The organism is Peribacillus sp. CSMR9, assembly GCF_033141925.1.
Classification (GTDB): domain Bacteria; phylum Bacillota; class Bacilli; order Bacillales; family DSM-1321; genus Peribacillus; species Peribacillus simplex_A.
Genome location: NZ_JAOPHO010000002.1, coordinates 149817 through 174939, shown reverse-complemented (window position 1 = coordinate 174939; position 25123 = coordinate 149817). Strand labels below are relative to the sequence as shown.

Annotated in this window: 26 protein-coding genes and 1 other annotated feature; of the genes, 21 read left to right on the top strand and 5 right to left on the bottom strand. The window is 42.8% G+C overall.

The window, feature by feature from the left end:
• The first annotated feature begins 109 nt into the window (after positions 1-109).
• From polA to N9I19_RS02595, 18 genes are all read left to right on the top strand, one after another.
• Positions 110-2734, top strand: a complete 2625-nt coding sequence (gene polA / locus N9I19_RS02685; protein WP_317776908.1) for a DNA polymerase I — start codon at positions 110-112, stop codon at positions 2732-2734.
• A 19-nt stretch (positions 2735-2753) separates the two neighbouring features.
• Positions 2754-3584, top strand: coding sequence for a DNA-formamidopyrimidine glycosylase (mutM, locus tag N9I19_RS02680; protein ID WP_317776907.1), 831 nt, complete (start codon positions 2754-2756; stop codon positions 3582-3584).
• A 79-nt stretch (positions 3585-3663) separates the two neighbouring features.
• The gene (gene ytaF, locus N9I19_RS02675) at positions 3664-4296 is read left to right on the top strand and encodes a sporulation membrane protein YtaF (RefSeq protein WP_289319915.1); all 633 of its coding nucleotides are present in this window, start codon (positions 3664-3666) and stop codon (positions 4294-4296) included.
• Positions 4297-4320: 24 nt separating this feature from the next.
• Positions 4321-4920, top strand: a complete 600-nt coding sequence (gene coaE / locus N9I19_RS02670) for a dephospho-CoA kinase (protein ID WP_317776906.1) — start codon at positions 4321-4323, stop codon at positions 4918-4920.
• Positions 4921-5078: 158 nt separating this feature from the next.
• Positions 5079-6116, top strand: a complete 1038-nt coding sequence (locus tag N9I19_RS02665) for a glyceraldehyde-3-phosphate dehydrogenase (protein WP_089361725.1) — start codon at positions 5079-5081, stop codon at positions 6114-6116.
• Positions 6117-7044: 928 nt separating this feature from the next.
• Positions 7045-7425, top strand: a complete 381-nt coding sequence (gene speD / locus N9I19_RS02655; protein ID WP_034311443.1) for an adenosylmethionine decarboxylase — start codon at positions 7045-7047, stop codon at positions 7423-7425.
• 268 nt (positions 7426-7693) lie between these two features.
• On the top strand, positions 7694-8155 hold the full coding sequence (nrdR, locus tag N9I19_RS02650; RefSeq protein ID WP_034309080.1) for a transcriptional regulator NrdR: 462 nt from the start codon (positions 7694-7696) through the stop codon (positions 8153-8155).
• 64 nt (positions 8156-8219) lie between these two features.
• Positions 8220-9632, top strand: a complete 1413-nt coding sequence (locus N9I19_RS02645) for a replication initiation and membrane attachment family protein (RefSeq protein WP_250211691.1) — start codon at positions 8220-8222, stop codon at positions 9630-9632.
• Entirely contained in the window at positions 9619-10557 is a 939-nt protein-coding gene (gene dnaI / locus N9I19_RS02640) for a primosomal protein DnaI (protein ID WP_061464344.1), read from the top strand. Before N9I19_RS02645 ends, dnaI begins: the two co-directional genes overlap by 14 nt.
• 121 nt (positions 10558-10678) lie before the next feature.
• The gene (ytxC, locus tag N9I19_RS02635) at positions 10679-11515 is read left to right on the top strand and encodes a sporulation protein YtxC (RefSeq protein ID WP_061464343.1); all 837 of its coding nucleotides are present in this window, start codon (positions 10679-10681) and stop codon (positions 11513-11515) included.
• A 413-nt stretch (positions 11516-11928) separates the two neighbouring features.
• Positions 11929-13860, top strand: coding sequence for a threonine--tRNA ligase (thrS, locus tag N9I19_RS02630; protein WP_061464342.1), 1932 nt, complete (start codon positions 11929-11931; stop codon positions 13858-13860).
• A gap of 105 nt (positions 13861-13965) precedes the next feature.
• Entirely contained in the window at positions 13966-14136 is a 171-nt protein-coding gene (locus tag N9I19_RS02625) for a hypothetical protein (protein WP_155727366.1), read from the top strand.
• Positions 14137-14252: 116 nt separating this feature from the next.
• Complete coding sequence (locus N9I19_RS02620) at positions 14253-14669, top strand: GNAT family N-acetyltransferase (protein ID WP_317776905.1); 417 nt, start codon at positions 14253-14255, stop codon at positions 14667-14669.
• Positions 14670-14794: 125 nt separating this feature from the next.
• Positions 14795-14931: a sequence feature (ribosomal protein L20 leader region), on the top strand.
• Positions 14932-15029: 98 nt separating this feature from the next.
• Positions 15030-15530, top strand: a complete 501-nt coding sequence (gene infC, locus N9I19_RS02615; protein ID WP_057911473.1) for a translation initiation factor IF-3 — start codon at positions 15030-15032, stop codon at positions 15528-15530.
• 34 nt (positions 15531-15564) lie between these two features.
• A complete protein-coding gene (gene rpmI, locus N9I19_RS02610) occupies positions 15565-15765 on the top strand; it encodes a 50S ribosomal protein L35 (protein WP_034309070.1) in 201 nt (66 codons plus the stop codon).
• A 35-nt stretch (positions 15766-15800) separates the two neighbouring features.
• Positions 15801-16160, top strand: coding sequence for a 50S ribosomal protein L20 (rplT, locus tag N9I19_RS02605; RefSeq protein ID WP_034309067.1), 360 nt, complete (start codon positions 15801-15803; stop codon positions 16158-16160).
• 70 nt (positions 16161-16230) lie between these two features.
• Positions 16231-16506: a DUF1294 domain-containing protein gene (locus N9I19_RS02600; RefSeq protein WP_089361720.1), complete on the top strand. Its 276-nt coding sequence runs from the start codon at positions 16231-16233 to the stop codon at positions 16504-16506.
• Positions 16507-16566: 60 nt separating this feature from the next.
• Complete coding sequence (locus tag N9I19_RS02595) at positions 16567-17136, top strand: TVP38/TMEM64 family protein (RefSeq protein ID WP_317776904.1); 570 nt, start codon at positions 16567-16569, stop codon at positions 17134-17136.
• Positions 17137-17190: 54 nt separating this feature from the next.
• Here the strand turns inward: N9I19_RS02595 and N9I19_RS02590 are convergent, their stop codons facing one another.
• Positions 17191-17568 (bottom strand): hypothetical protein, encoded by a 378-nt coding sequence (locus N9I19_RS02590; RefSeq protein WP_061464338.1) that lies wholly within the window; start codon positions 17566-17568, stop codon positions 17191-17193.
• Between the two features lie 109 nt (positions 17569-17677).
• Between N9I19_RS02590 and N9I19_RS02585 the strand changes: the two genes are divergently transcribed.
• Together N9I19_RS02585 and N9I19_RS02580 are read left to right on the top strand one after the other, a co-directional pair.
• Positions 17678-18166 carry a dUTP diphosphatase gene (locus N9I19_RS02585; RefSeq protein ID WP_061466158.1) on the top strand — a complete coding sequence of 163 codons (489 nt, stop codon included), beginning with the start codon at positions 17678-17680 and terminating at the stop codon, positions 18164-18166.
• A gap of 64 nt (positions 18167-18230) precedes the next feature.
• Positions 18231-19316, top strand: coding sequence for a M42 family metallopeptidase (locus N9I19_RS02580; RefSeq protein ID WP_125160122.1), 1086 nt, complete (start codon positions 18231-18233; stop codon positions 19314-19316).
• A 60-nt stretch (positions 19317-19376) separates the two neighbouring features.
• Here N9I19_RS02580 and N9I19_RS02575 read toward each other — a convergent pair whose 3' ends face one another.
• The 4 genes from N9I19_RS02575 to N9I19_RS02560 all read right to left on the bottom strand — a co-directional run bounded on the left by N9I19_RS02575 (position 19377) and on the right by N9I19_RS02560 (position 23153).
• Positions 19377-20081, bottom strand: a complete 705-nt coding sequence (locus tag N9I19_RS02575) for a LutC/YkgG family protein (protein WP_317776950.1) — start codon at positions 20079-20081, stop codon at positions 19377-19379.
• Complete coding sequence (locus N9I19_RS02570; RefSeq protein WP_089361718.1) at positions 20075-21505, bottom strand: LutB/LldF family L-lactate oxidation iron-sulfur protein; 1431 nt, start codon at positions 21503-21505, stop codon at positions 20075-20077. Before N9I19_RS02570 ends, N9I19_RS02575 begins: the two co-directional genes overlap by 7 nt.
• Positions 21506-21527: 22 nt before the next feature.
• Complete coding sequence (locus tag N9I19_RS02565; RefSeq protein ID WP_317776903.1) at positions 21528-22244, bottom strand: (Fe-S)-binding protein; 717 nt, start codon at positions 22242-22244, stop codon at positions 21528-21530.
• A gap of 177 nt (positions 22245-22421) precedes the next feature.
• Positions 22422-23153 (bottom strand): FadR/GntR family transcriptional regulator, encoded by a 732-nt coding sequence (locus N9I19_RS02560; RefSeq protein ID WP_089361717.1) that lies wholly within the window; start codon positions 23151-23153, stop codon positions 22422-22424.
• A gap of 253 nt (positions 23154-23406) precedes the next feature.
• On the opposite strand from N9I19_RS02560, the gene N9I19_RS02555 reads away from it, so the two are divergent.
• A complete protein-coding gene (locus N9I19_RS02555) occupies positions 23407-25098 on the top strand; it encodes an L-lactate permease (RefSeq protein WP_089361716.1) in 1692 nt (563 codons plus the stop codon).
• Positions 25099-25123: the final 25 nt, after the last annotated feature.

Genomic DNA, 25123 nt, shown 5'->3' with positions numbered 1-25123 from the left:
TCTTTCCGCTTCTACTCATGGTAGAATAGAGAAAGAAAATGAACGGCTTTTTGCGTTTTTAAATAGAAGCTAAAACTACATAAACCTGTATGACTGGAGGAAGACGGAATTGGATAAAAAGTTAGTACTCATAGATGGAAATAGCATTGCATACCGTGCGTTTTTTGCACTTCCGCTCTTGAATAATGATAAAGGGGTACATACGAATTCCGTTTACGGATTCACCATGATGCTCAACCGCATTCTTGAAGAAGAAAAACCAACGCACATACTTGTTGCATTCGATGCGGGTAAAACGACATTCAGGCACGCGTCATTTAAAGAATATAAAGGAGGACGCCAAAAAACGCCGCCTGAATTATCTGAGCAATTTCCTTTCATTCGTGAGCTGCTTGATTGTTTTCAAATAAAAAGGTATGAACTGGAGAACTATGAAGCCGATGATATTATCGGGACGCTGTCTTTACAAGCTGAAAAAGATGGTTTTGAGGTGAAGGTCATTTCCGGTGATAAGGATTTAACACAATTATCCTCCCCTAGTACGACGGTTTCCATTACGAAAAAGGGGATTACTGAAATTGAGGAATACACTCCAAAGCATATACATGAAAAATACGGTCTATCCCCCTTTCAGATCATTGATTTAAAAGGGCTGATGGGAGATGCCTCCGACAATATTCCCGGCATACCGGGTGTTGGTGAAAAAACCGCCCTTAAGTTATTGCATCAATTTGAAACGGTGGAAAACCTTCTGCAGTCGATTGATGAGGTAAGCGGACAAAAATTGAAAGAGAAAATAGAGGAACATAAAGACCTGGCTCTATTAAGTAAAGAGCTGGCTACAATAACGAGGGAAGCGCCGCTTGAAGTTTCTGTAAACGAGACCGAGTACAGCGGCATGGATCAGGAACGAGTCATCTCATTCTATAAAGAGCTAGGCTTCTCGACTTTGCTCGATAAATTGGATGTAACGGAAAGTGTACCGCTTGAACAGGAAAAGATAGAGGTTCACACGGGTGAAATGACAGAAGGAATGTTTGCAGATGAAAGTGCTTTATATGTTGAAACTTTAGAAGATAATTATCATCGTGCAGATATTATAGGGATAGCCATCAGTAATGAACAAGGTCATTTTTACTTCCATGGAGATGATGCTCTGAGTTCCGCGGCATTTAAAACTTGGGCAGAGGATGAAACAAAAAAGAAAACGGTTTTCGATGCGAAGCGTACGGTTGTTGCACTCCGTCATAGAGGCGTCGAAATAAAAGGCATCGATTTTGATGTGTTTTTGGCATCCTATATCCTAGATCCGGCAGAGTCAGTGGATGAAGTGGCCGAAATCACGAAAACACAAGGTACAATCCGTCTTGAGACAGATGATGTTTTTTATGGAAAAGGTGCAAAACGCAAGATTCCTGGGCAAGCTGAATTGAGCGAGCATATCGCCAGAAAATCGAAGGCAATCCTTTCTCTTAAAGAACCGATGATCAATAAACTGCAAGAGTTCGAGCAATATCATCTGTTAACGGAACTGGAGCTGCCTTTGTCGATCATCCTGGCTAATATGGAATGGCAGGGAATCAAGGTGGATATAGGCCGGCTGAAAAACATGGGGCAGGAATTAGCCATTCGCTTAAGAACCATTGAAGCACGAATTTTTGATTTGGCTGGAGAGGCTTTCAATATCAATTCACCTAAACAGCTTGGGGCCATCCTTTTTGAAAAGTTAGAGCTTCCGGTCATGAAGAAAACCAAAACAGGTTATTCCACTTCAGCCGATGTGCTGGAAAAACTGGAGAGCCAGCATGATATCGTTAAGGAAATATTACTGTATCGCCAGCTTGGTAAGTTGCAATCCACATATATTGAAGGTTTGCTCAAAGTGGTCAATGCTAAAACGGACAAGGTGCACACCCGGTTCAACCAAGCATTGACCCAAACCGGCCGATTAAGTTCTACAGATCCCAACCTGCAGAACATCCCTATCAGACTGGAAGAAGGCAGGAAAATCAGGCAGGCCTTCATTCCTTCCGAAAAGGATTGGATCATTTTTGCTGCGGACTATTCGCAAATCGAGTTACGCGTGCTGGCGCATATCGCCGATGACAGCGGATTGGTGGAAGCATTCCAAGCCGGGATGGACATCCATACAAGGACAGCGATGGATGTGTTCCATGTAAAGGCGGAGGAAGTCACGTCGAACATGAGGCGCCAAGCAAAAGCCGTCAACTTCGGAATCGTTTATGGTATAAGTGACTACGGTCTATCGCAAAGTCTTGGCATCACGAGAAAAGAAGCTGGAGAGTTCATCGAGAAGTATTTAAGGAGCTTTCCTGGTGTTCAGGAATATATGGAAGAAAGTATACATGAGGCACGTCAAAAAGGGTATAGCACGACTTTGCTGCAAAGAAGGCGCTATATACCTGAGATTACAAGCAGGAATTTCAACATCAGGAGCTTTGCCGAACGGACAGCGATGAACACACCGATTCAAGGCAGTGCCGCGGATATCATCAAGCTTGCGATGATAAATATGAATAAGCGCCTGAAAAGTGAAGGGCTGAAAACGAGAATGCTTCTTCAGGTACATGATGAATTGATTTTTGAAACTCCTCCCGAGGAACTCGAAATCCTTAAGGTGATCGTTCCGGAGGAAATGGAAAATGCCATTGAATTGAACGTGCCCCTTAAAGTGGATTATGCTTTCGGGCCAACATGGTTTGATGCCAAATAATAAAAGATAGGTGATTGTAATGCCAGAACTTCCAGAAGTGGAAACAGTCAAAAGAACGTTAGAACAGCTCGTACTTGGAAAAGAGATCAAGGAAGTGTCCGTTTTCTGGCCAAAGATCATTAAAGCGCCTGAGCCTGTCGAACAGTTTCAGGATGCTTTAAGAGGGCAAACGATTCAGAGTATAGGCCGTCGGGGCAAGTTCCTCATTTTCACCTTGGATGATTATTCGATGGTTTCGCATTTAAGGATGGAGGGGAAATACGGGGTGCATCCAAAAGAAGAGCCATATGATAAGCATACACATGTGATCTTCACTTTCACGGATGGCAGTGAGCTTCGGTACAGGGATGTCCGGAAATTCGGAACGATGCACCTATTTGCCAAAGGAGAAGAGTTTGAGCGGTTGCCGCTGCTGCATTTAGGGCCTGAACCGTTATCTGAAGATTTTACTGTCGAGGGGCTAAGTGCGAAATTGGCCAAAACCAACAGGAAAATCAAGCCGGTTCTCCTTGATCAAACGGTTGTCGTTGGAATTGGGAATATATATGTGGACGAGTCATTATTCCGTTCCGGTATCCATCCGGAGAGAATAGCTTCTTCACTATCCTTGCAGGAAATCAAAAAGTTGCATGCGGAAATCATTGCAACATTGGGTGAAGCGGTGGAAAAGGGTGGGAGTACGATTCGTTCATACCTCAACTCTCAAGGGCAAATCGGCATGTTTCAGTTGGAACTGAATGTCTATGGACGAAAGGGCGAGGAATGCAAAACATGCGGCACGCCACTTGAAAAGCTGGTTGTTGCAGGACGCGGCACACATATTTGCCCGTTGTGCCAGCCGCTTATTTAACTAATGTTTTTTAAAACACATCGGATGGGCTCCTACCATATACTAGGGTAGCAACGAGAAGGGAAGGAGTAATATTCCGATGTGGCTACAAATTATTTTTCTTGCTTTTGCAGTTAGTATTGACGGATTTGGCGTAGGTTTGACTTTCGGTATGCGGAAGATGAAAATCCCCTTAAAGTCAATAGCGGTCATTTCATTTTGTTCTGCTTTGAGTTTAGGCATAGCGATGGTCATCGGTCAATTCATCAGTCAGCTCATATCTATCGGGGCGGCTGAAAAAACCGGGGGCATCATCCTCATCTTTCTTGGTGCCTGGATGGTATATCAATACTTTAGGCCTGACAAAGATTTGAAAGATGATAGATATCATGAAAAGGTCATCTTTAATTTTGAAATTAAATCACTTGGGGTAGCCATTAATATTTTACAAAAACCATTGAATGCCGATTTTGATAAATCAGGTACGATTACGGGTGTTGAAGCGCTTGTTTTGGGGTTTGCACTTTCACTGGATGCGTTCGGGGCTGGAGTCGGAGCAGCCATGATCGGGATTTCACCGATTATCCTTGCAGTATGCATCGCTGTTATGAGTTCAATTTTCATTTGGAGCGGACTGCAAAGCGGGAAATTGCTTTCGAATAATAAAGTTGTCCAGCATTTAACCTTTCTTCCAGGTGTACTATTAATTATAATCGGCTTATTCAAGTTATGATACATGGTTTAAAAGGGGGAGCATATGGGACAAATCATCGGAATCACTGGAGGCATCGCCAGCGGGAAAAGCAGTGTCAGCCTCTATTTACAGGAACTCGGATTCACGATTGTAGATGCAGATCTGGCTTCCCGTGCTGTCGTTGAGCCAGGTGAAGACGCCTATCATCAAGTTGTGGAGGCGTTTGGAGAAGATATCTTATTGGCGGATGGGAATATAGATCGCGTAAAGCTTGGGTCGATAATATTCCATGATCGGGAAAAGAGATTGCTATTGAATGGCATCGTTCACCCTGCCGTCAGGAATTGGATGCGCCTCAAAACGGAAGAGGCACTCGCTGCAGGGGAAGAAACGGTATTCATGGATATTCCGCTCTTATTTGAAAGTAAGCTGACATTCATGGTGGAAAAGACGCTTTTGATATATGTCGATGAACAAGTTCAATTGGAACGTTTAATGAACAGGAATGGTCTATCGGAGAAGGATGCGCTTGCCAGGATCCATTCTCAGATGCCCTTGGCTGATAAAAAGGCTTTAGCGGATGCCGTCATCGATAATAATGGGGACATTAAGGAAACGAAGAAGCAGGTGAAGGCCCTGCTTAGCGAATGGCATGTCATATAGTTGTGATAAAAGGAAGAAATCTTCGGGTTTCTTCCTTTTGTGTTGAAAAAATAAAACAATCCGCATTTTTATTAGCACAATTCCATTGAATTATGTTATACTAATTACATGTGAGAGGTAATAAGTATAACATTAATATTTTCAGGAGGGTCCGAACAATGAATTCAAGAATAGCAATTAACGGATTTGGGAGAATTGGAAGAATGGTTTTCCGAAAGGCCATATTAGATGAGAGTTTGGACATTGTTGCCATTAATGCAAGCTATCCTGCTGAAACTTTAGCACACTTACTAAAGTATGATACGATACATGGTAAATTCGACGGTATCATTATAGCGGAAGATGATTCACTTGTAGTGAATGGCCGCCGAGTACAATTGATAAATAACCGCGATCCAAAGCTATTGCCTTGGAAAGAGATGAACATAGATATTGTAATTGAAGCTACTGGAAAATTCAATGATCGTTCTAAAGCGGCTCTTCATTTAGAAGCAGGGGCAAAAAGGGTTATTTTATCAGCACCAGGTAAAAATGAAGACGTTACCATTGTCATGGGCGTCAATCAGGAAGTTCTGGAAATTGACAAGCATTATGTCATATCCAATGCATCTTGTACAACTAACTGTCTTGGACCGGTTGCAAAAGTGCTTGATGAAAAATTCGGCATTAATAATGGTTTAATGACAACGATACATTCTTATACAAATGATCAAAATAATATCGATAACCCGCACAAAGACTTAAGACGTGCTCGTGCCGCTGCGGAAAGCATCATTCCTACGACCACAGGAGCTGCAAAAGCGATCTCATTGGTGTTGCCTCAATTAAAAGGCAAGCTTCACGGAATGGCGATACGCGTACCGACACCTAACGTGTCCCTAGTCGACCTTGTTGTGGATTTAAACTGTGATGTCACGATTGATGAAGTGAATCAAGCGTTCATCGACGCTTCAGAAAATGAACTTAAAGGAATCATGGAATTCACGATGGAACCTTTGGTTTCCAGTGATTTCAAAACTAATCCTCACTCTGCCATCATCGATGGTTTGACAACGATGATGATTGGTGACAGGAAAGTTAAAGTCCTGGCTTGGTATGATAATGAGTGGGGTTACTCCAACCGGGTAGTGGACCTTGTAAAATTAGTTGCATCCGAGTTGAAAAAAACTTCCGAAGTTGAATTATCAGTAAAATAATGAAAAAATCGAGCCTGCTAAATTTTTTAGCGGGCCCAGTTTGTAGACAAAAAGGTTTCGGAATGGTCACATTCCGAAACCTTTTTGATTTTTTATTGGATTTGAAGCAGTTAGAGAGAATAGTGACCCAGCGCATACCATGCTTTTCCTTTGCATCTGCGGAAACTCTCCTGGTTTTCCAACTTTCTGGAATCACTGGTTCAACCAGAGGCTCTAAGATATGACGATCATGCGTATCGTCCCCAACACAAATGCATTGAGGTTCGATGCTGCTTGAAACGAATAGGCAAACTTGTTTTGTTCGTTCATCTTTCACATAGTAGCTACTCTTCAGGATTAGTTGAACTGTCCTTAATCCCCTTGTTCTCTGCCTTAAATAGACTATAGGTAAAAGGATTCTATCTTAAAACAAAGTTGATTGGAGCGGGTGTTCGAGGCTCCTTTCGGGAAAAGCGCGTCAAAGGGAGACCCACAGGCGCAATGGCGGACCGCCCGCGGAAAGCGAGTGCCCCACGTTCCAATAAACGGCCAAATATTAAAAACATAAAAAACAGTAGACAAACTCAATTATTATCGAGTTTGTCTATCTGCTAAATTTTTTTAGCAGACTATTTTTAATTCATTGATCATCAATTTCTGGCTGCCTTATAGCGCTGAATAAACACACGAAAACAGAATTTGCCCCACATTGGGACCTCCCCCATATCTTTATTACATAAAAAGTTTATCTATCCAAAAATTCAATTTGGAGTTGCAAAAAAAATTTAAACCATATATACTATGAATCGTGAACTTCTTCAAAAGCGGTTTGCATGATGGCTACTTAAAGGGTTAGGACCTCTTTGGACTAACTTTCCCCCGTGGTAGTTATCAGACTTATTTTTTAATCATGGTAAGGGGGAAGCTTAATATGGAAACTGCTTACACTATGGAAACTATGGGTAGACATGTCATTTCTGAACTTTGGGGTTGTGACTTTGAGAAACTGAACAATATCGATTTGATTGAAAAGATTTTTGTTGATGCTGCTTTAAAATCAGGTGCAGAGGTACGAGAAGTTGCCTTTCACAAGTTTGCTCCACAAGGAGTTAGTGGGGTTGTCATCATTTCTGAATCACACTTAACGATTCACAGTTTTCCTGAACACGGCTATGCCAGCATTGATGTCTATACATGCGGTAACTTGGATCCGAATATTGCGGCAGATTATATTGCAGAAGCTTTGAATGCGCAAACACGCGAGAACATAGAATTACCACGTGGATTAGGTCCTGTACAAATGAAAAAAGCCAATATAAGTGCCCTATAAAAAACACGTATACACAGAGATGCCATGGGTGCATCTCTTTTTTAATGCAATGAATCCGATCTTACTTCAATTTATAAGGGTAAGTATCCCAGAGCACAAAGACTTTGATAACGGTGCTTCTAGTGCGTGATAAAAAGTGCTTGCTGCTGGAAGTTACACTTTTTACTTGTACTGGCCGTTCCTTTTAATATAAGATTAAGATAGAAAAGTAATTCCTTGGGGAACATTTAGATAGGGGAGTCCTACATAAAATACGGAGCTGATAATGATGAAATGCCCATCATGTCAATATAACGGAACAAGAGTGCTCGATTCCAGGCCAGTCGATGAAAGTAAATCGATTCGACGACGCCGTGAATGTGAGGCATGTGGTTTTCGATTCACGACATTTGAAAAGGTGGAGGAAACACCGCTCATTGTAGTGAAAAAAGGCGGTACACGGGAAGAGTTCAGTCGTGATAAAATCCTGCGTGGCTTAATCAGGGCTTGCGAAAAACGTCCGGTTCCCTTGAAAGAACTAGAGCAAATTACCAGTTATGTAGAAAAAGAACTACGCAACCAGGGCATATCGGAAGTGAAAAGCGACAGTGTCGGCGAAATGGTGATGGACAAGCTGGCAGAAGTCGATGAGGTTGCCTATGTTAGATTCGCATCCGTCTATCGACAATTTAAAGATATCAATGTCTTTATCGATGAATTGAAAGATTTAATAAATAAAGAAAGAAAGTAGAGCTGAAGATTTACTTTGGCTCTTTTTTCACTACATCTTTTGAAAGGTTTGAATGGAGATGTCAATGCATTGGCAAGAATTGCTCCCAGCTGATTCATATTTGGTCTCATCTGCGGGGCTGCTTCATGATTATGATCGGAAAATACTTACCCGACTTTATCAACCTCTTATTGGACCTATCTGTATTAGCCTATATATGACGTTATGGAGTGAGTTGGAGGAAAACAGGCTATGGTCGGAAACCTCCTCACATTATCAATTAATGAATACAATCGGCCTTAAGTTAGGTGATATTTACGAAGCCCGACTTTTACTTGAGGGAATCGGTTTGTTGAATGTATATAAGAAATCGAAAAATGAGACAAAGGAATTTATCTATGAGATAAATCCGCCGCTTTCCCCCCAACAGTTCTTCACGGATGGAATGCTGAATATCTATTTATACAAAAAGATCGGTAAAGCACAATTCAACCGGTTAAAGAGATTCTTTTGTGATGATCATATCTTAACGGATCAATATGAAGGTGTGACTAAATCTTTTGCGGAGGTATTCTCATCAGATCATTTGGACTCTTTATATGTAACGGATGAAGCAAAAAACGAATGGAACCCCATTCCTGATCAGCAATATATCGACCGGACGGATGGCGTCGAGCCTTCGGGATTTGACAACTTATTCGATTTTGAACTTTTATTAGCCGGGATGAAATCTTCTATCGTACCGAAAAAGGCCTTTACTCCGAAAATTAAAAGTACGATTGCCAAACTTGCTTTTTTATATGGCATTGATCCGCTTGAAATGCAAAAACTAGTAATGGATGCCGTTTCATTGGATGATGAGATCGATGAGGAAATGCTCAGGAAGGCGGCAAGGGACTGGTATCAGATCGAACGGCAGGCAGACATGCCTTCCCTGGTCAATCGAGTGCAGCCGATTCGTGAACGGACACAAAAAGAAGAACCGAAAACACAGGAACAAGAGCTAATCCGGCATTTGGAGACGATATCCCCACGGGAGCGGCTGATGCAATTGTCCGGCGGCGCAGAGCCATCAAGCGGTGATTTGAAAGTGGTGGAGGGCGTGATGATCAACCAAAAGCTGAATCCTGGTGTCGTCAATGTCTTGATTGAATATGTCATGCTCAAAACGGATATGAAGTTCACGAAGGGCTATGTGGAAAAATTGGCAGGCCATTGGGCACGGCTGAAGGTCTCCACCGTCATCGAGGCGATGGAACTAGCTAAAAATGAACACCGGAAATATCAGGACTGGGCTCAAGGGAGCAGGAATGCTGCGAAGGGCGGCCGGAAAAAGACGATACGGGAAGAAGTGGTTCCGGAGTGGCTTGAGAAAAAAGAAGAAGCACAGCAAGAGCAGAATGCGGATCAGCCCGAATTGAATGCCCAGAAACGTGAGCTTCAGGAAAAATGGAAGCAGTGGAAAGCAGGAGGTGAAATGAACGATGGAAAAGATTAATAGATCCCTGAATAAATTGGCCAATACAAACCAATTTCAACAGCGTTATGAAAAGCTGAAACAGGAGATTTTTGAAGATGAACAGGTGCGGTTATTTTTGAATGCCAACAGTTCGACGGTCACGGAAGACATGATCGAAAAAAACTTGGGGAAGCTTTATGAGTTCACTTCACAAAGCAATAAGTGCGATAAATGTCCAAGCTTGGACGGCTGCATCAATATGATGCAGGGGTATTATCCCAAATTGGTCGTTCAAGGGAAGGCCCTGAATCTGCATTATGAAATCTGCCCGCGGAAATTGGCAGAGGATGAAAAGCGGAAACGTGAAAAATTGATCCGCAGCCTTTACGTGCCGAAGGATATTTTAAAGGCGACCATTGACGACTTCACTCAAACGGATGATCAAAACAAACGCTTAGGTGTTTTAAGTAAAGCGATGTCGTTCATTATGGAGTATGAACCAGGCAAAAGGCAAAAAGGCTTATATATATATGGTAAATTCGGTGTTGGGAAAACGTATTTATTAGGTGCGATTGCCAATGAACTTGCAGAAAGGCAAATTTCCTCCCTTATTGTCTATGTACCTGACTACTTGAGGGAACTTAAGGGTTCGATAGGTGACAATACGGTAAATGAAAAAATTGAGATGGTGAAAACGGCACCGATCCTCATGCTGGATGATATTGGAGCGGAGTCCATGACAAGCTGGGGACGCGATGAGGTTTTTGGTCCGATTTTGCAATTTAGAATGCTGGAAAACCTTCCGACCTTTTTCACTTCGAATTTTGACATGAATGGCCTGGAGAATCACCTGACCTTTTCACAGCGTGGTGAAAAGGAAGAAGTGAAGGCGGCCAGGGTACTGGAAAGAATTCAATATTTAGCGGAGCCGGTCAAGCTTGATGGCGTGAATCGGAGAAGATGAAGAAAAGTGGTCTCTTAATGGAGGTCACTTTTTTCTTCTTACAAGGTCCATCCCACTTCTAAACACGTCCCCATCCCCATATACATGAAAAAAGAAGCAAGGGGGAAGGGGGGATGTCGTAGTGCAAATTTCGTTTCAAAACGATTCAGAGGCATTGAAATTACTGGATTTCGTTTCTGTCCATCCACTGGGGGCAGAATTTCAAGCATACATTCGATTTCTTCCGCAACAAGGCATGCATGTGGATATGACGGAGTCTTCAGGTGATAAGTGGCTAATTCTGCTTCGAGATGCATTTCATTCTTTTTTATTGGAAGAAAAGACGCTTCCTGTTCTGGAGCAAATAATAGTCGGTAAATTTTTTTATAGGGAACGGGAAGAAATTGAAGCCATCATTGAAATTGCATCATCTATCATCGAGGTGGAAAGAGCCAGGAATCAAGAGGAAGCATTCAGTACGGAGAAACGATTGATTGAGGAAGGACTTCAAAGCATCTTGGCTGGAAAGGTATCTTTTTCATTCGATTCTTTTACGACCTTCCGTTTAAAATCATTTCAGCAAACTTTGGAAAAGTATGTCGTCAAGGCGATTGATGAATACAAGCTGGAACAGGACTATCAAAATTTCATTGCCACTCTCCGTGATTGCCTTCATGGGCAGGAGTCGAAATTAAGAAAGCTTCACTTGGTCAACCGGGATGGTTTTCATTTCTATGATCAGAAATTCAGCAAACTCGACCGTCCAAAAATCAATAGTATGATCGACAGGAGGCTTCTTGCCAAAAGTTCACTTTTTCTCGATACGGTGATACTTGCCCCGCTTTTATCGATTGCTCCTGAAAACTTGTGCATCTATACCGATGACAAGGAAGAAGGGCTGATTCAGACCATTTCAAGGATTTTCGAAGAACGGGCGACCGTCCTGCCGCTTTCGTCCTTTTCAAATGCATTTGAATAATCTTTCTTCGTAAAAAGAAAATTAACCTTGATTTTCACTGTATAACAAATTATAATTTCCTACATACTATTAAAAAACTAAAAGTTATGATGAGGACAAGGGTATTCTAGTCGCCGATTATCAGAGAGGGGAGCCAACAGGCTGTAAGCTTCCTATTCGCATGGAACACTTACCACCTTTAAACTTCGGCTCGGAAAGCAGGCATTTTGCGAATATGAGCTGACGGGAAGCTGCCGTTACCAAGTTACAAGTGCCGTTTTGCCGTGAAAAGCAAGATGGAACGAGGGTGGAACCGCGGGTTAATGATATTTATTACTAAGCTCGTCCCTGTTTTATACAGGGGCGGGCTTTTTGTGTTGTAATGGAATCAAAAACCCTTAATTTGTTTGAACAATAAGAAGGAGTGAAACGGAATGTCTGAATTACTGAAAATATCTTTTCCTGACGGAGCGGTCAAGGAGTTTGCTAAAGGCACAACAACTGAAGAAATCGCTGCATCCATCAGTCCTGGTTTAAGGAAAAAATCCATTGCTGGAAAATTCAATGGTGAATTATATGATTTGAAACGCCCGATTGAACAAGACGGCACAATCGAAATCGTGACACAGGACGCAGCGGATGCTCTTGAAATATTGCGTCACAGTACAGCACACTTGATGGCACAAGCGATCAAACGTTTGTACAAAAACGCCAAATTCGGTGTAGGGCCAGTCATTGAGGGCGGTTTTTACTACGATATGGATCTGGAGGAATCATTGACTCCTGAAGACCTGCCATTGATTGAAAAAGAAATGAAGAAAATCGTCAACGAAAACTTGGAAATTTCCCGCATCGAAGTGAGTCGTGATGAGGCCATTTCCCGTTTTAAAGAAATAGGCGACGAGTATAAACTGGAGTTGATCGATGCGATTCCAGCCGATCAGCAAGTAACGCTCTATGAGCAAGGGGAATTCTTTGACCTTTGCCGTGGAATTCACGTTCCATCAACCGGAAAAATCAAAGAATTCAAGCTGTTGAGCATCGCTGGTGCATACTGGAGAGGCGATAGCAAAAACAAAATGCTTCAGCGCATTTACGGAACGGCTTTCTATAAAAAAGAAGATTTAGCCGAACACCTGCGTTTCCTCGAAGAAGCGAAGGAACGTGACCACCGTAAAATCGGCAAAGAATTGAACTTGTTCATGAGCTCACAAAAAGTGGGGCAAGGATTGCCGATGTGGTTGCCAAAAGGCGCGACCATCCGCCGGACAATCGAAAGGTATATCGTGGATAAGGAAGAACGCCTTGGTTACGACCATGTCTACACACCTGTAATGGGAAGCGTGGACCTTTATAAAACTTCTGGACACTGGGATCATTACCAGGACGGCATGTTCCCTGTCATGGAAATGGAAAACGAACAGCTTGTCCTGCGTCCGATGAACTGTCCGCATCACATGATGGTCTATAAAAACAGTATCCACAGCTACCGCGAACTGCCAATCCGGATTGCCGAGCTTGGCTTGATGCACCGCTATGAAATGTCAGGTGCCCTTTCCGGCCTTCAGCGTGTACGTGGGATGACATTGAATGATGCGCACATATTCGTCCGTCCAGATCAAATCAAAGAAGAGTTCAAGCGTGTTGTGAACCTGGTTCAGGAAGTATATAAAGATTTCGATATCAAGGATTATTCATTCCGTCTGTCATATCGCGATCCGCAGGATACAGAAAAATATTTCGATGATGATTCCATGTGGGAAAAAGCACAAAGCATGTTAAAAGGTGCTATGGATGAACTTGGTCTTGATTATTTTGAAGCGGAAGGTGAAGCGGCATTCTACGGTCCTAAGCTTGATGTCCAGGTTCGTACTGCCTTAGGGAAAGATGAAACGCTTTCCACTGTTCAGCTTGATTTCTTGCTTCCTGAACGTTTTGATCTTAATTACGTCGGTGAAGACGGCAAGCAGCACCGCCCGGTTGTAATCCACCGCGGGGTCGTATCCACAATGGAACGTTTCGTTGCTTACTTGATCGAAGAATACAAGGGAGCATTCCCGACTTGGCTGGCACCTATCCAAGCACAAGTGATTCCGGTCTCACCAGAAGTGCACCTGGATTATGCGAAAGAAGTGCAGGAAAAACTTAAAGCGCAAGGCATTCGTGTCGACCTGGATACACGTGACGAGAAAATCGGTTATAAAATCCGTGAAGCACAAATGCAAAAAATCCCGTACATGCTGGTTGTTGGAGACAATGAAGCCAAAGAAGGCAGTGTGAATGTACGAAAATACGGTGAACAAAAATCGGAAACAATCGCTTTTGAAGATTTTGTTGCAGCGATTAAAGCCGAAGTAAGCCGTTAACAGCAAAAGGGGGACACATATCGTTGTGTCCCTCTTTTTAATTAAGGCATGATAAAATGAAACCATCATGTGAATATATGTCCGGCAATGAAAAGGAGGGTCAGCATGAAAAAGAAATTTTCTTATCTATTTGGGCCAACATTCCTTGCCATCATCATCTTATTGTTATTGGATGGTTATCGGCAATATGCGATTGTCCCGGTCCTGATTTTTTGGATAGCTCTATATTCTTGGGACACCATTGAGAAAAGGAAAAAGGCGAAAGAAAACTCTTAACTTTTGATGGTTCTATCCGTAGGGCCTGTAAAAAAAGAGGGAGTGGAAGAGATGGAAATTCGAAAGGCTACGAGGCAAGATGCCGGGAAATTGGCAGCTCTGATCAATCATGGTTCATGTTGTACAATCCAGGGGAAAGAAAAGCAACGGAGAGTAAATTGGAGAGGCAAATCGAGCAAATTGAAAGTAACCCCCGCTCCGTTTTCCTCGTTGCAGCAAGCGGCGGCGACTTGATAGGGTATCTCATCTTATTGGGCAATAATCTTAGCAGAACAAAGCATTCTGCCAAAATTGTTATCGGAATCTCCGAACAAGAGAGAGGAAAAGGAGTCGGTACGAAGCTGTTTCAAAAAATGGAGGAGCAAGCACTTGAATATGAAATCCGGCGCCTTGAATTGACCGTTATTGCCAACAATGAACCGGCACTTTCCCTTTATAAAAAGATGGGTTTTGAACTAGAAGGAACGAAACGGGACTTATTATTTTTCGATGAAAGCTATTATGACGAATTCTATTTGTCTAAATTACTTTAAAAAACGTATTGTCAAATAACAGAATGTCTGATAATATTAATTTTGTTGTGAAAAACGTATAAATTAGCATTTGACAAGTCATCAGTGTTTATGATATATTTCTAAAGTGAATTGAATACGTGTTTGAGGAAAAGAAGAAGCACCCGCTTCTCACCTGGTTGACGCAAGCAATGCAGTTAACAGGTCATGATTTGATTATTTGGATCTTTCTGAATGAGTCTATCAGTGTGGGTGCAGCATGCATCCACACTTTTTTATTATGATTAAATCCTGTAAGCGAGTTGTGAGCGTGACCGAATTGATTCAAATATTCGTATTCGCCAATATCTTTGGAGGTGGCTAACTATTAGTAAAGACGCGATGGTAAACGAGGGCATCCGAGCCCGTGAAGTTCGTCTTATTGACCAAAACGGAGAACAACTTGGAATTAAAACGAAATTCGAAGCATTGGAAATTGCCGCTCGTGTAAATCTTGATCTAGTTTTAGTTGCTGCAAATGCAAAGCCTCCGGTAGCCCGGATCATGGACTACGGAAAACACCGCTTCGAGCAGCAAAAGAAAGACAAGGAAGCACGTAAAAATCAAAAGGTCATCAGTCTTAAAGAGGTTCGTTTGAGCCCGACGATTGAAGAACATGATTTCAATACGAAGCTTCGCAACGGTATTAAATTCCTTGAAAAAGGCGATAAGGTAAAAGCTTCTATCCGATTCAAAGGACGTGCCATTACACATAAGGAAATTGGTCAACGTGTACTCGTTCGTTTTTCTGAAGCATGTAAAGAAGTGGCTACAATCGAGCAACATCCAAAAATGGACGGACGCAGCATGTTCATTATCTTAGCACCAAAAGCTGAAAAGTAATTGTAAAGTAATTTGTAATGAGGAGGAATACCTTATGCCTAAAATGAAAACTCACCGCGGATCTGCTAAACGTTTCAAAAAGACTGGATCCGGCAAACTTAAGCGTTCTAACGCTTACACAAGCCATTTATTTGCTAACAAATCTACTAAGCAAAAGCGTAAGCTTCGCAAAGCTAGCCTTGTAAGCAAAGGTGACTTCAAACGTATTCGTCATATGTTAGACAATATTAAATAAGTTCGATTTATCGAGTTAAATAGGAGGGAAATAACATGCCACGTGTAAAAGGCGGTACTGTTACTCGCAAACGTCGTAAAAAGGTAATAAAATTAGCTAAAGGTTACTATGGCGCGAAACATATTCTTTTCAAAGTAGCTAACCAACAAGTAATGAAGTCAGGAAACTATGCTTTCCGTGACCGTCGTCAGAAAAAACGTGATTTCCGCAAACTTTGGATCACTCGTATCAACGCTGCAGCACGCATCAACGGTCTTTCTTACAGCCGTTTAATGCATGGTCTAAAGCTTGCTGGTATCGAAGTGAACCGCAAAATGCTTGCAGATCTTGCTGTTGCTGACGAACAAGCTTTTGCTCAATTAGCAACTGCTGCTAAACAACAATTAGACAAATAAGTCTGACTGATATCAGCCACTCTCTTTTTTTAGAGGGTGGCTTTTTACATAGTTAAAGGAGGGGATGAGGATGCAAGTAGCATGGTTCATTGTAGCTTATGTGATCATCACGAACATCATCGGGTTTGCCATAATGGGAGTAGACAAAAGGAAAGCGCGTAATCGGGAATACCGGATCAGCGAAAAGACACTTTGGTTTTGGGCGGTCATAGGTGGAGGGACAGGTTCATTTCTGGGGATGAAGCATTTCCGCCATAAGACGAAGCATGCCGCTTTCAAGTGGGGCCTGCCGATATTGATGATTCTTCAAATAGGCTTATTGATTAAGATATTCATACAATGGTAATATGTAGCCCGTATGATGTATATGCTTGTAGAAGCAGCAAAGAGTAGCTGGAGGGAGAGCATGAATGATAAACTGACACTTGTGATGAGCTACGTTCAATCTGGCAGCGTGTTTGCACCGTTGATCTTTATCACTTTTCATCTATTAAGGCAATTTTTATTCATTCCCGTCATTGTGGTTTGCATGTCCGGCGGAGTTTTATTCGGGGCAGCTTTAGGAACCATATATTCCGTAATCGGTTTGACGTTGTCCAGTATGGCCTTTTATTTCGTGATCGGCAAATTTCCGAAAACAAAGGATAAGCTGCTGCGCCTTAAGAATAAGCTGTTTGGAAACCGAAAGCTAAACAGCCGGCAAATTGCAGTACTGAGACTAATACCATTCATACATTTTTATCTTTTGTCGCTTTGCTTATTGGAATCCAATAAAGGATTGAAAAACTATTTTTATCTATCCTTCATGACTAATATCCCCGTAGCCTTCGTATACACGGTTTTTGGCCACTATATTGCAGATTTCAGTCCGACTCTGATCGTCATTATTTTATTATCATTGACCTTATTGATATATTTATTGAGGGAGAAGCAGACGGTCGTACCATGGAAGGAATTTTTCCGTTCACATGATTAATATGGAGCCTTGAGTTCGTTTCTCAAGGCTCTTCATAACGCGCGGTATTTTTCACTATTCCAAAAATTCCTTAACTGGGCTTTTCCAATCAATGACGGCATCCGGATATTGTTTTTTTATGGCTGCTTCGATTTTTAAAAAGTCATTTCGCTTCAAGCCTTTCAGGCCTGCCACTTTTTTCGGCCATATGAAGATGGAGATGACTTCAAAGGAGCGTTCCGTCGTACCTAAATACTTTTCCCCTTCAAACATCACCCCGTTGTATGTCAGTAAAAAATTCTTTCGTATATTGGCTGTATCATCGAGCAAAAAGAATTTTTTCTGTTCATGTGCCAGCTCTAATTTTCTTTTCGGATTAAATAGGTATTTGATGACTGTATATATTAAGAAGATGATGAGAGCCAAAATAATGAACCGCATGATCAATACCATGGAGCTACCTCCCTAAACAGAGTGATTCCCTTCATTTACGTATGGGTTTTTAATAAGTTTCATTTATTTGATATAATTTAAAGGAAGACGATAGAAAGTAGTGATGATAATGAACATAGGTAAATTATTGGACATGCAGGCGGCTTTAGATGAGCATATACAATCCAAGCATGATTTGGGTGCTGAAGACTTGGTCGAACGTAAGATACTTGCCCTTTTAGTGGAGCTTGGCGAGCTGGCTAATGAAACGAGATGTTTTAAATTCTGGAGTCTAAAAGGCCCATCTGATAAAGAAACGATTTTAGCTGAATATGTGGATGGCATTCATTTCATTTTGTCACTCGGGATCGAACGGGGATTCGTGCCGGAAGTCCCATCTTCCCTCAAGGTGCAGCATAGGGATTTGACAGCTCAATTTACTGCCATTTACGGCTACATCAGTGAATTTCGCACGCAATTGACAGAGTCATCTTTCCAAAAGGTTTTTGCTGAGTATTTGCATTTAGGGGAGTTGCTTGGATTTTCGGCAGTGGATGTGGAAAAAGCATATGTAAGTAAAAATGAAGTGAACTATGAACGGCAAAAGCAAGGCTACTGATTGTTAATGCAATCGATATTCTGTATAATTATTCTTATAATGTAATTAATAGGGAGGTAAAAGCATGGTTCAATTAGATGAAACGTTAAGAATGCTGCGGGATTTAACGGATGCTAAGGGCATTGCAGGAAATGAAAGTGAAGTAAGAAAAGTGATGACCGAATACATAACACCATTTGCTGATGAAATATCGACAGATGGCCTGGGAAGTTTGATTGCGAAGAAAACGGGAGATGCAAACGGTCCGAAAATCGTCGTTACGGGGCATATGGACGAAGTCGGTTTCATGATTACCCAAATTGATGATAAAGGATTTTTGCGTTTTCAGCCGGTAGGAGGCTGGTGGTCACAGGTCATGCTGGCCCAACGCGTGACGATCGTTACAAGTAAAGGTGATGTAACTGGCATTATCGGTTCCAAGCCGCCACATATCCTGTCAGCGGAGGCGAGGAAAAAGCCGATTGATATTAAGGATATGTTTATTGATATTGGTGCAGCAAGCAAAGAAGAAGTTAGCGAATGGGGTGTGAAGCCAGGGGATATGGTTGTGCCATATTTTGAATTCACGGTCATGAATAATGAAAAGATGCTGCTTGCCAAAGCCTGGGACAATCGAATTGGCTGTGCAATTGCCATTGATGTGCTTAAACAGCTGAAAGATAGCGACCATCCTAATGTAGTTTATGGAATTGGCGCGGTGCAAGAAGAGGTCGGCCTGCGTGGTTCTAAAACATCCACATTCAAAATTCAGCCGGATATCGGTTTTGCCGTCGATGTCGGCATAGCTGGTGATACACCGGGGGTATCCGATAAAGAAGCGATGAGTAAGATGGGGGAAGGTCCGCAAATCGTCATCTATGATTCGTCGATGGTGGCACATAAGGGATTACGCGATTTCGTCACCGACACGGCTGATGAAATGAATATTCCTTATCAATATGAATCGATTCCGGGTGGTGGGACGGATGCCGGCTCCATCCATTTGACGGCAAATGGAGTACCTGCTCTGGCGATCACGATTGCCACACGCTACATTCATTCACACGCAGCAATGCTTCACAGGGATGATTATGAGAATGCCGTTAAGCTCATTGTCGAAGTGATCAAACGCCTGGACCGTGAAGCGGTAGATCGGATCATTTACGAGTAAGATAGTGAAATATGAAAATGGAGAGGGCCTAATTAGGTCCTCTCCATTTTTTCCTCATTTCTATTTATCTTCGACGATTATATAGACCGCTTTGATGGGCCCATGGACACCGACGACAAGATCCATTTCGATATCGGCGGAATTGCTCGGTCCTGTTATGAAATTAATGCAGGAAGGAACGATTTCGCCCCGGGTTACTTTCGAACGAATGGCCGCCGCAGCCTGGGTCATTCGCGGAACGATAGTGCTTTTTGGAATGATGGAAACATGGCAGGAAGGAAGGAAGCTGATGGAACGGCCGTGGTCCTTGTCGCTGAACAAGACGACGGTCGCTGATTCAGCTAGTGTCATCTCACTGAATGTGATTCCAATGTTAGCACTCTCGGCTTTCTCGATATTTTCTTTCCCTGCTTGGTGATCCCATACATGGACATCTTTTTCCTTTAAGATATCCTCTAACTTATAGGCAGAAAATCGATCGTCCTTAGGGATGATCAAGGGGCCATTTCCAAGTTCCTCGATCACCTGTTTTAAACACTGCATCACTTGCTTGGAGTCGGTAAGGTGAAACTGAGTATGTACCCGTTTACATTGCTCCTCCAATTCCGCGACAAGATCATTTGGTGTCGCATGTTTCAAAACTTCTTTTTGGGGGGCATGCTTCCATACGGGAACGGAAATGCCTTCCGTAATAGGAGCCCTTCCCAGGTTTTTGGCTATATTGTTTAAAAATGTCCCTTCATTGTGGATGGTTCCATTCATGATGGTTTCCCTCCTGTTTCCCGATTTTTGAACCAGTCCCGAAAGCTCTCTTTCCCTGGAGCAGGGAACTCGCGGCTTTCTGTCCAAGTTTTGAGTGGTCCCGGTCCTTTTGAGATGATATCCCCAGTTTTAAAAGGAGACATCGCTGATGGGGCCATTTTGGAACCGAACTTATAAAGCATAGGCGAGGCCGCACCGATTCCGAAAGCCTTCATGGCCATCTTTTCTGTAAATGGCGCCATTTTTTCCTTTTCAACGATGACTTCACGATGCTTCCTCAGTAAATCGTGAAGAGGGATCTTTACCGGGCAGGCATCAGTACAGGCAGCACAAAGAGTTGAGGCATACGGCAGCTCCTTGAAATCATCATACCCTCCGAGCAAGGGTGAAAGCACAGCACCGATTGGTCCAGGATATATTGAACCATATGAATGGCCGCCAACCTGGCGATAGACCGGGCATACATTTATACAGGCAGCACAGCGAATGCATTGAAGAACGGATTGAAATTCAGTTCCTAAAATGGAGGAACGTCCATTATCTACGATCACAAGGTGGAATTCCTCAGGTCCGTCTACATCGCCTTCATCACGCGGACCGGTAAGTGCGGTGATGTAACTGGTCAATCTTTGACCGACAGCGCTTCTTGTCAATAAACTGACAAGGACTTCGAATTCATCGAATGTAGGCACAAGCCGTTCCATTCCCATCACGGTGATTTGCGTTTTTGGAAGGGCAGTGACCAAATCGGCGTTTCCTTCATTCGTCACCAAACCGATCGAGCCCGTTTCCGCAATCGCAAAGTTGCAGCCGGTAATTCCCACATCGGCGTTTAAGAAATCTTTCCGGAGAATGCCCCGGACATGGGCGGTTAGCTCTTCCGGTTTTTCAGTTTGCGTATACGCAAGCTTCTCTTTAAAAACATCTCTTATCTGTTCTTTATTTTTATGGAGAGCAGGTGCCACGATATGGGAAGGGGGATCATGATCATCCACTTGTAAAATGTATTCACCAAGGTCCGTTTCAACGACATCGAGGCCAACTGCTTCCAAAGTTGCATTCAAATTGATCTCTTCCGTGACCATCGATTTGGATTTCACGACTTTTTTTGCATTCTTCTTTACAATGACATCTTTGATGTAGCCGCTTGCTTCCTCAGCCGTTTCAGCGAAGAAGACATGACCGCCCCTTTTCGAAACGTTTTCTGCAAGCTGGTGCAAATAGAAATCAAGGTTGCTGAGCACATGCTGCCGGATTTCTTCCCCAAGGGAACGCCAATCCTCCCAGCTTCCCAATTCATCAACGGCCGTCAGCCGCCGTCCGTGTAATCGTTCTTGGGCACTCGAAACGGCCAAACGCATAAAATCATTATGTATTCCTTCATCCACCCGGTCTTTAAACTTGGCAGAGCTGGTTTTCATAGCCATCGTCTTTCCCTCCTCGCTTTCTTTAAATACTATTCAGGACTTCCGCAATATGGAGCACTTTCACCGGTTGCCCCTTCCTTTGGATCCGTCCACCGATATTCATCAAACATCCTGCATCCCCACCTATTAAAATATCTGCCCCGGTATCTTCAATATTGCAGACTTTTTCCTCCACCATTTGCCCGGAAATGTCACCCATCTTAACTGAAAAGGTTCCCCCGAATCCGCAGCAATTTTGAGCATCTGGCAGAGGTGTCATTTCCAGTCCCTTAACATGGCTTAACAAAATGAAAGGTGCCTCCTTCACCTTAAGCAGCCGTGTCATATGGCATGAAGTATGATAAGTGGCCTTTCCCTTAAGGGTCGCCCCGACATCGGTCACTTTTAAGACATCCACGATGAATTGGGTCAATTCATACGTTTTATCCGCTAATGAGGCTGCCCTCTTTTCCCATTCGGCATCGCCTTTGAAAAGGACCGGATACTCTTTGAACATCGCTGCACAGGAACCGGAAGGGGTTACGATATATTCAGCAGCGGCAAACGTTTTAATCATCTTCTTCATAGCTTCCTTCGAATCCTTCGTATACCCGCTATTATATGCCGGCTGTCCACAGCATATCTGGGATTCCGGGAAATCGATCTCACAGCCTAATCTCTCGAGTAGCTCCACTGTTGCCTTACCGACATTGGATTGAAACAAATCAACTAAACATGTTGCAAAGAGAGTAACTTTCAATCTGAACTCCTCCTTTTTCGAATAGGTTAACAGGTCATCTGATGACTGAAAAATAGAAAAAGGAAATGGTTAAGAGAATAAACCAATTTCCAATATTTAAATGTAGTAATCATTTTCAAAGTAATATATCAATTTTATCTTTGTTTGTATAGAGTATTTTTGAAATTTTTAAGAAGATCAACTATTCTTTTGCTGTTTTTTTTGGATGACCCGGTTCAGTGATTCCTCGACGCTTTGAAGGTGAAACAGCATGGCATTGCGGGCTCCAGCTTCATCTTGAGCCACGATTGCATCATAGATCCGCGCATGCTGCTGATAAAGCTGCTTAAGTGTCATCTCTTCGGAATAAAGCGCAACCCGACGGATATCACGCATCTTTTCCGTCATTAATTCTGAAACGTGGTTCATCAATGTAATCAGCAGCTCATTTTGTGAAGCGTTTGCCACTGCAACATGGAAGGCAATATCCGCTTTATCACTAAGTTCTTCATCGTCGGATACCTGTTCCATATCAAAAAGCCTTTCCTTGAGTTCGATAAGGTCTTCTTCCGATCTTTTCTTCGCTGCCACTTCTGCCGTCCCAGACTCAAGGATTTTTCTAACTTCCAGCAAATGCTTGATATTATCTTGATCCATCAAAAGGGCAGCAGACAAGGGATGGTTCATGATGGTAGGGTCGAAGGTTTTAACGAATGTCCCTTCCCCTTGTTTTATTTCAATGAGACCCATTGAATTTAATGCACTTAATGCTTCACGGATGGCCGGACGCCCGACTTGGAAATTTTCCGCAAGCTGCTGAATGGAATCCAATTGTTCACCTGGTTTCAGATTACCAGACCGAATCATTTCATAAAGTTCATCGCTGACTTCTTCATAAATTTTTTTCGGCTTTATTTTTTTATACACCAAGTAGTAGCACCTCTATTTTCTATGAGTTTCTCTGGTTAATATTATATAACACAAATGATCTTGCACACTTCCAGAAGGTTAAAAATTAGCAAAAAATAAAAAAAATCTTGATTTTATATTTTTAATCATTTAATTTTAATGAATACTCATCAAGTCATCAGATGACTATGAATATTCGCATATGTAAGGGGTTTCAACTCGTGATTGATTTCTGAAAATTTTAAAAAATCTATAGAGAATGGAGTCGAAATGAATGACATGGACACAAAACTTTACGCCGATCACCGATAATTTAGTTTTATCATCTATTGCCGCACTCATCCCAATTCTTTACTTTTTCTGGGCACTTACCATCAAACGGATGAAAGGCTACTTTGCTGGTATAACGACGTTGCTTGTAGCTCTTGCAGTGGCAGTATTGATATATGGAATGCCTGCAGGAAAAGCAGTGATGTCTGCTTCACAAGGAGCGGTATATGGGCTGCTCCCAATCGGATGGATAATCATCACTTCAGTATTTTTGTACAAAATGACTGTTAGAAGCGGACAATTCAATATTATTCGCTCTTCGGTGCTTTCGCTTACCGAAGACCGCCGCCTTCAGGCTTTATTGGTGGCATTTTCTTTCGGGGCCTTTTTGGAAGGTGCCGCAGGATTTGGAGCACCTGTCGCCATTTCAGCCGCGCTTTTGGTTGGTCTCGGTTTTAACCCGCTATATGCAGCCGGGCTTTGTTTAATTGCGAACACCGCTCCGGTAGCATTCGGGGCGGTTGGCATACCGATCATCGCCATGGAAGGCCCAACTGGCATAGCTGCCATGGAAATTTCAAAAATGGTCGGCCGTCAATTGCCATTCCTTTCGGCTTTCATCCCGCTTTATCTCATTTTGATAATGACAGGGTGGAAAAGGTCGCTCGAAGTCTTGCCAGCCATTTTGGTTTCCGGATTTTCCTTTGCCATCACCCAATACTTAAGTTCAAATTTCCTTGGGCCTGAATTACCGGACATCCTTTCTGCGTTAGTGTCACTATTTGCATTAGCGATCTTCCTTAAATTCTGGAAACCTAAAACGATCTTTCGCTTTGCATCCGAGGAAACGGCAGCAGCTGTCGAGCAATTGGACGACACAGCCGAAGCGGAAACAAAGTACACGAAATGGCAGATATTCCATGCTTGGTCACCGTTCCTTCTGTTAACGGCTTTCATCACGATTTGGGGGATGAACCCAATTAAGCCGGCGCTCTCAGGGCATTATGAAGGCACCAATGTGTTGCTTGGCGGAATCAATGAAATCGGGAAACTATTAACCTTCCAAATCGAAGTGCCAGGTCTGCATAATGAAATAATAGGAAACAATGGACTGCCAATCGCCGCTTTTTATAAAATAGAACTGCTTGGAGCAGCCGGGACCGCCATTTTGCTGGCTGCCATCGTTACGAAGTTCATAGCACAAATGTCAGCAAAAGATTTTTCGAGCACCTTTGCCGAAGCGATGAATGAGTTGGCGAAACCGATTTTGATGATTTCTTCCGTTGTGGCTTTTGCCTACGTAACGAATGCTTCAGGCATGTCGACTACACTCGGGATGACCCTGGCAAAATCGGGGGATTTGTTTCCGTTCTTTGCCCCTGTTCTAGGCTGGCTGGGTGTGTTCATTACCGGGTCGGATACATCAGCCAATCTCTTATTTGGCAGTCTTCAGAAAGTCACCGCTCTTAAAGTGGGGATGGAACCGGTCCTGGCGCTTGCGGCAAACTCATCCGGAGGGGTCACCGGAAAGATGATTTCACCCCAATCGATAGCGATTGCTTGTGCTGCCGTTGGATTGGCGGGCAGGGAATCTGAATTATTGAGATTCACGCTAAAGCATAGTTTATTCTTATTACTGCTTATTTGTGTGATCACCTTCTTGCAAAATGGCGTCCTTTCCTGGATGATTCCATAAGTATGAGGCTCCCTTTTGGGAGCCT

Excerpts from the sequence above, each read along its gene's own strand:
- mutM (WP_317776907.1), top strand. The coding sequence starts at position 2,754 with ATGCCAGAACTTCCAGAAGTGGAAACAGTCAAAAGAACGTTAGAACAG.
- ytaF (WP_289319915.1), top strand. The coding sequence starts at position 3,664 with ATGTGGCTACAAATTATTTTTCTTGCTTTTGCAGTTAGTATTGACGGA.
- coaE (WP_317776906.1), top strand. The coding sequence starts at position 4,321 with ATGGGACAAATCATCGGAATCACTGGAGGCATCGCCAGCGGGAAAAGC.
- N9I19_RS02665 (WP_089361725.1), top strand. The coding sequence starts at position 5,079 with ATGAATTCAAGAATAGCAATTAACGGATTTGGGAGAATTGGAAGAATG.
- speD (WP_034311443.1), top strand. The coding sequence starts at position 7,045 with ATGGAAACTATGGGTAGACATGTCATTTCTGAACTTTGGGGTTGTGAC.
- nrdR (WP_034309080.1), top strand. The coding sequence starts at position 7,694 with ATGAAATGCCCATCATGTCAATATAACGGAACAAGAGTGCTCGATTCC.
- N9I19_RS02645 (WP_250211691.1), top strand. The coding sequence starts at position 8,220 with ATGCATTGGCAAGAATTGCTCCCAGCTGATTCATATTTGGTCTCATCT.
- dnaI (WP_061464344.1), top strand. The coding sequence starts at position 9,619 with ATGGAAAAGATTAATAGATCCCTGAATAAATTGGCCAATACAAACCAA.
- thrS (WP_061464342.1), top strand. The coding sequence starts at position 11,929 with ATGTCTGAATTACTGAAAATATCTTTTCCTGACGGAGCGGTCAAGGAG.
- N9I19_RS02625 (WP_155727366.1), top strand. The coding sequence starts at position 13,966 with ATGAAAAAGAAATTTTCTTATCTATTTGGGCCAACATTCCTTGCCATC.
- N9I19_RS02620 (WP_317776905.1), top strand. The coding sequence starts at position 14,253 with ATGTTGTACAATCCAGGGGAAAGAAAAGCAACGGAGAGTAAATTGGAG.
- infC (WP_057911473.1), top strand. The coding sequence starts at position 15,030 with ATGGTAAACGAGGGCATCCGAGCCCGTGAAGTTCGTCTTATTGACCAA.
- rpmI (WP_034309070.1), top strand. The coding sequence starts at position 15,565 with ATGCCTAAAATGAAAACTCACCGCGGATCTGCTAAACGTTTCAAAAAG.
- rplT (WP_034309067.1), top strand. The coding sequence starts at position 15,801 with ATGCCACGTGTAAAAGGCGGTACTGTTACTCGCAAACGTCGTAAAAAG.
- N9I19_RS02600 (WP_089361720.1), top strand. The coding sequence starts at position 16,231 with ATGCAAGTAGCATGGTTCATTGTAGCTTATGTGATCATCACGAACATC.
- N9I19_RS02595 (WP_317776904.1), top strand. The coding sequence starts at position 16,567 with ATGAATGATAAACTGACACTTGTGATGAGCTACGTTCAATCTGGCAGC.
- N9I19_RS02590 (WP_061464338.1), bottom strand. The coding sequence starts at position 17,568 with ATGGTATTGATCATGCGGTTCATTATTTTGGCTCTCATCATCTTCTTA.
- N9I19_RS02585 (WP_061466158.1), top strand. The coding sequence starts at position 17,678 with ATGAACATAGGTAAATTATTGGACATGCAGGCGGCTTTAGATGAGCAT.
- N9I19_RS02580 (WP_125160122.1), top strand. The coding sequence starts at position 18,231 with ATGGTTCAATTAGATGAAACGTTAAGAATGCTGCGGGATTTAACGGAT.
- N9I19_RS02570 (WP_089361718.1), bottom strand. The coding sequence starts at position 21,505 with ATGGCTATGAAAACCAGCTCTGCCAAGTTTAAAGACCGGGTGGATGAA.
- N9I19_RS02555 (WP_089361716.1), top strand. The coding sequence starts at position 23,407 with ATGACATGGACACAAAACTTTACGCCGATCACCGATAATTTAGTTTTA.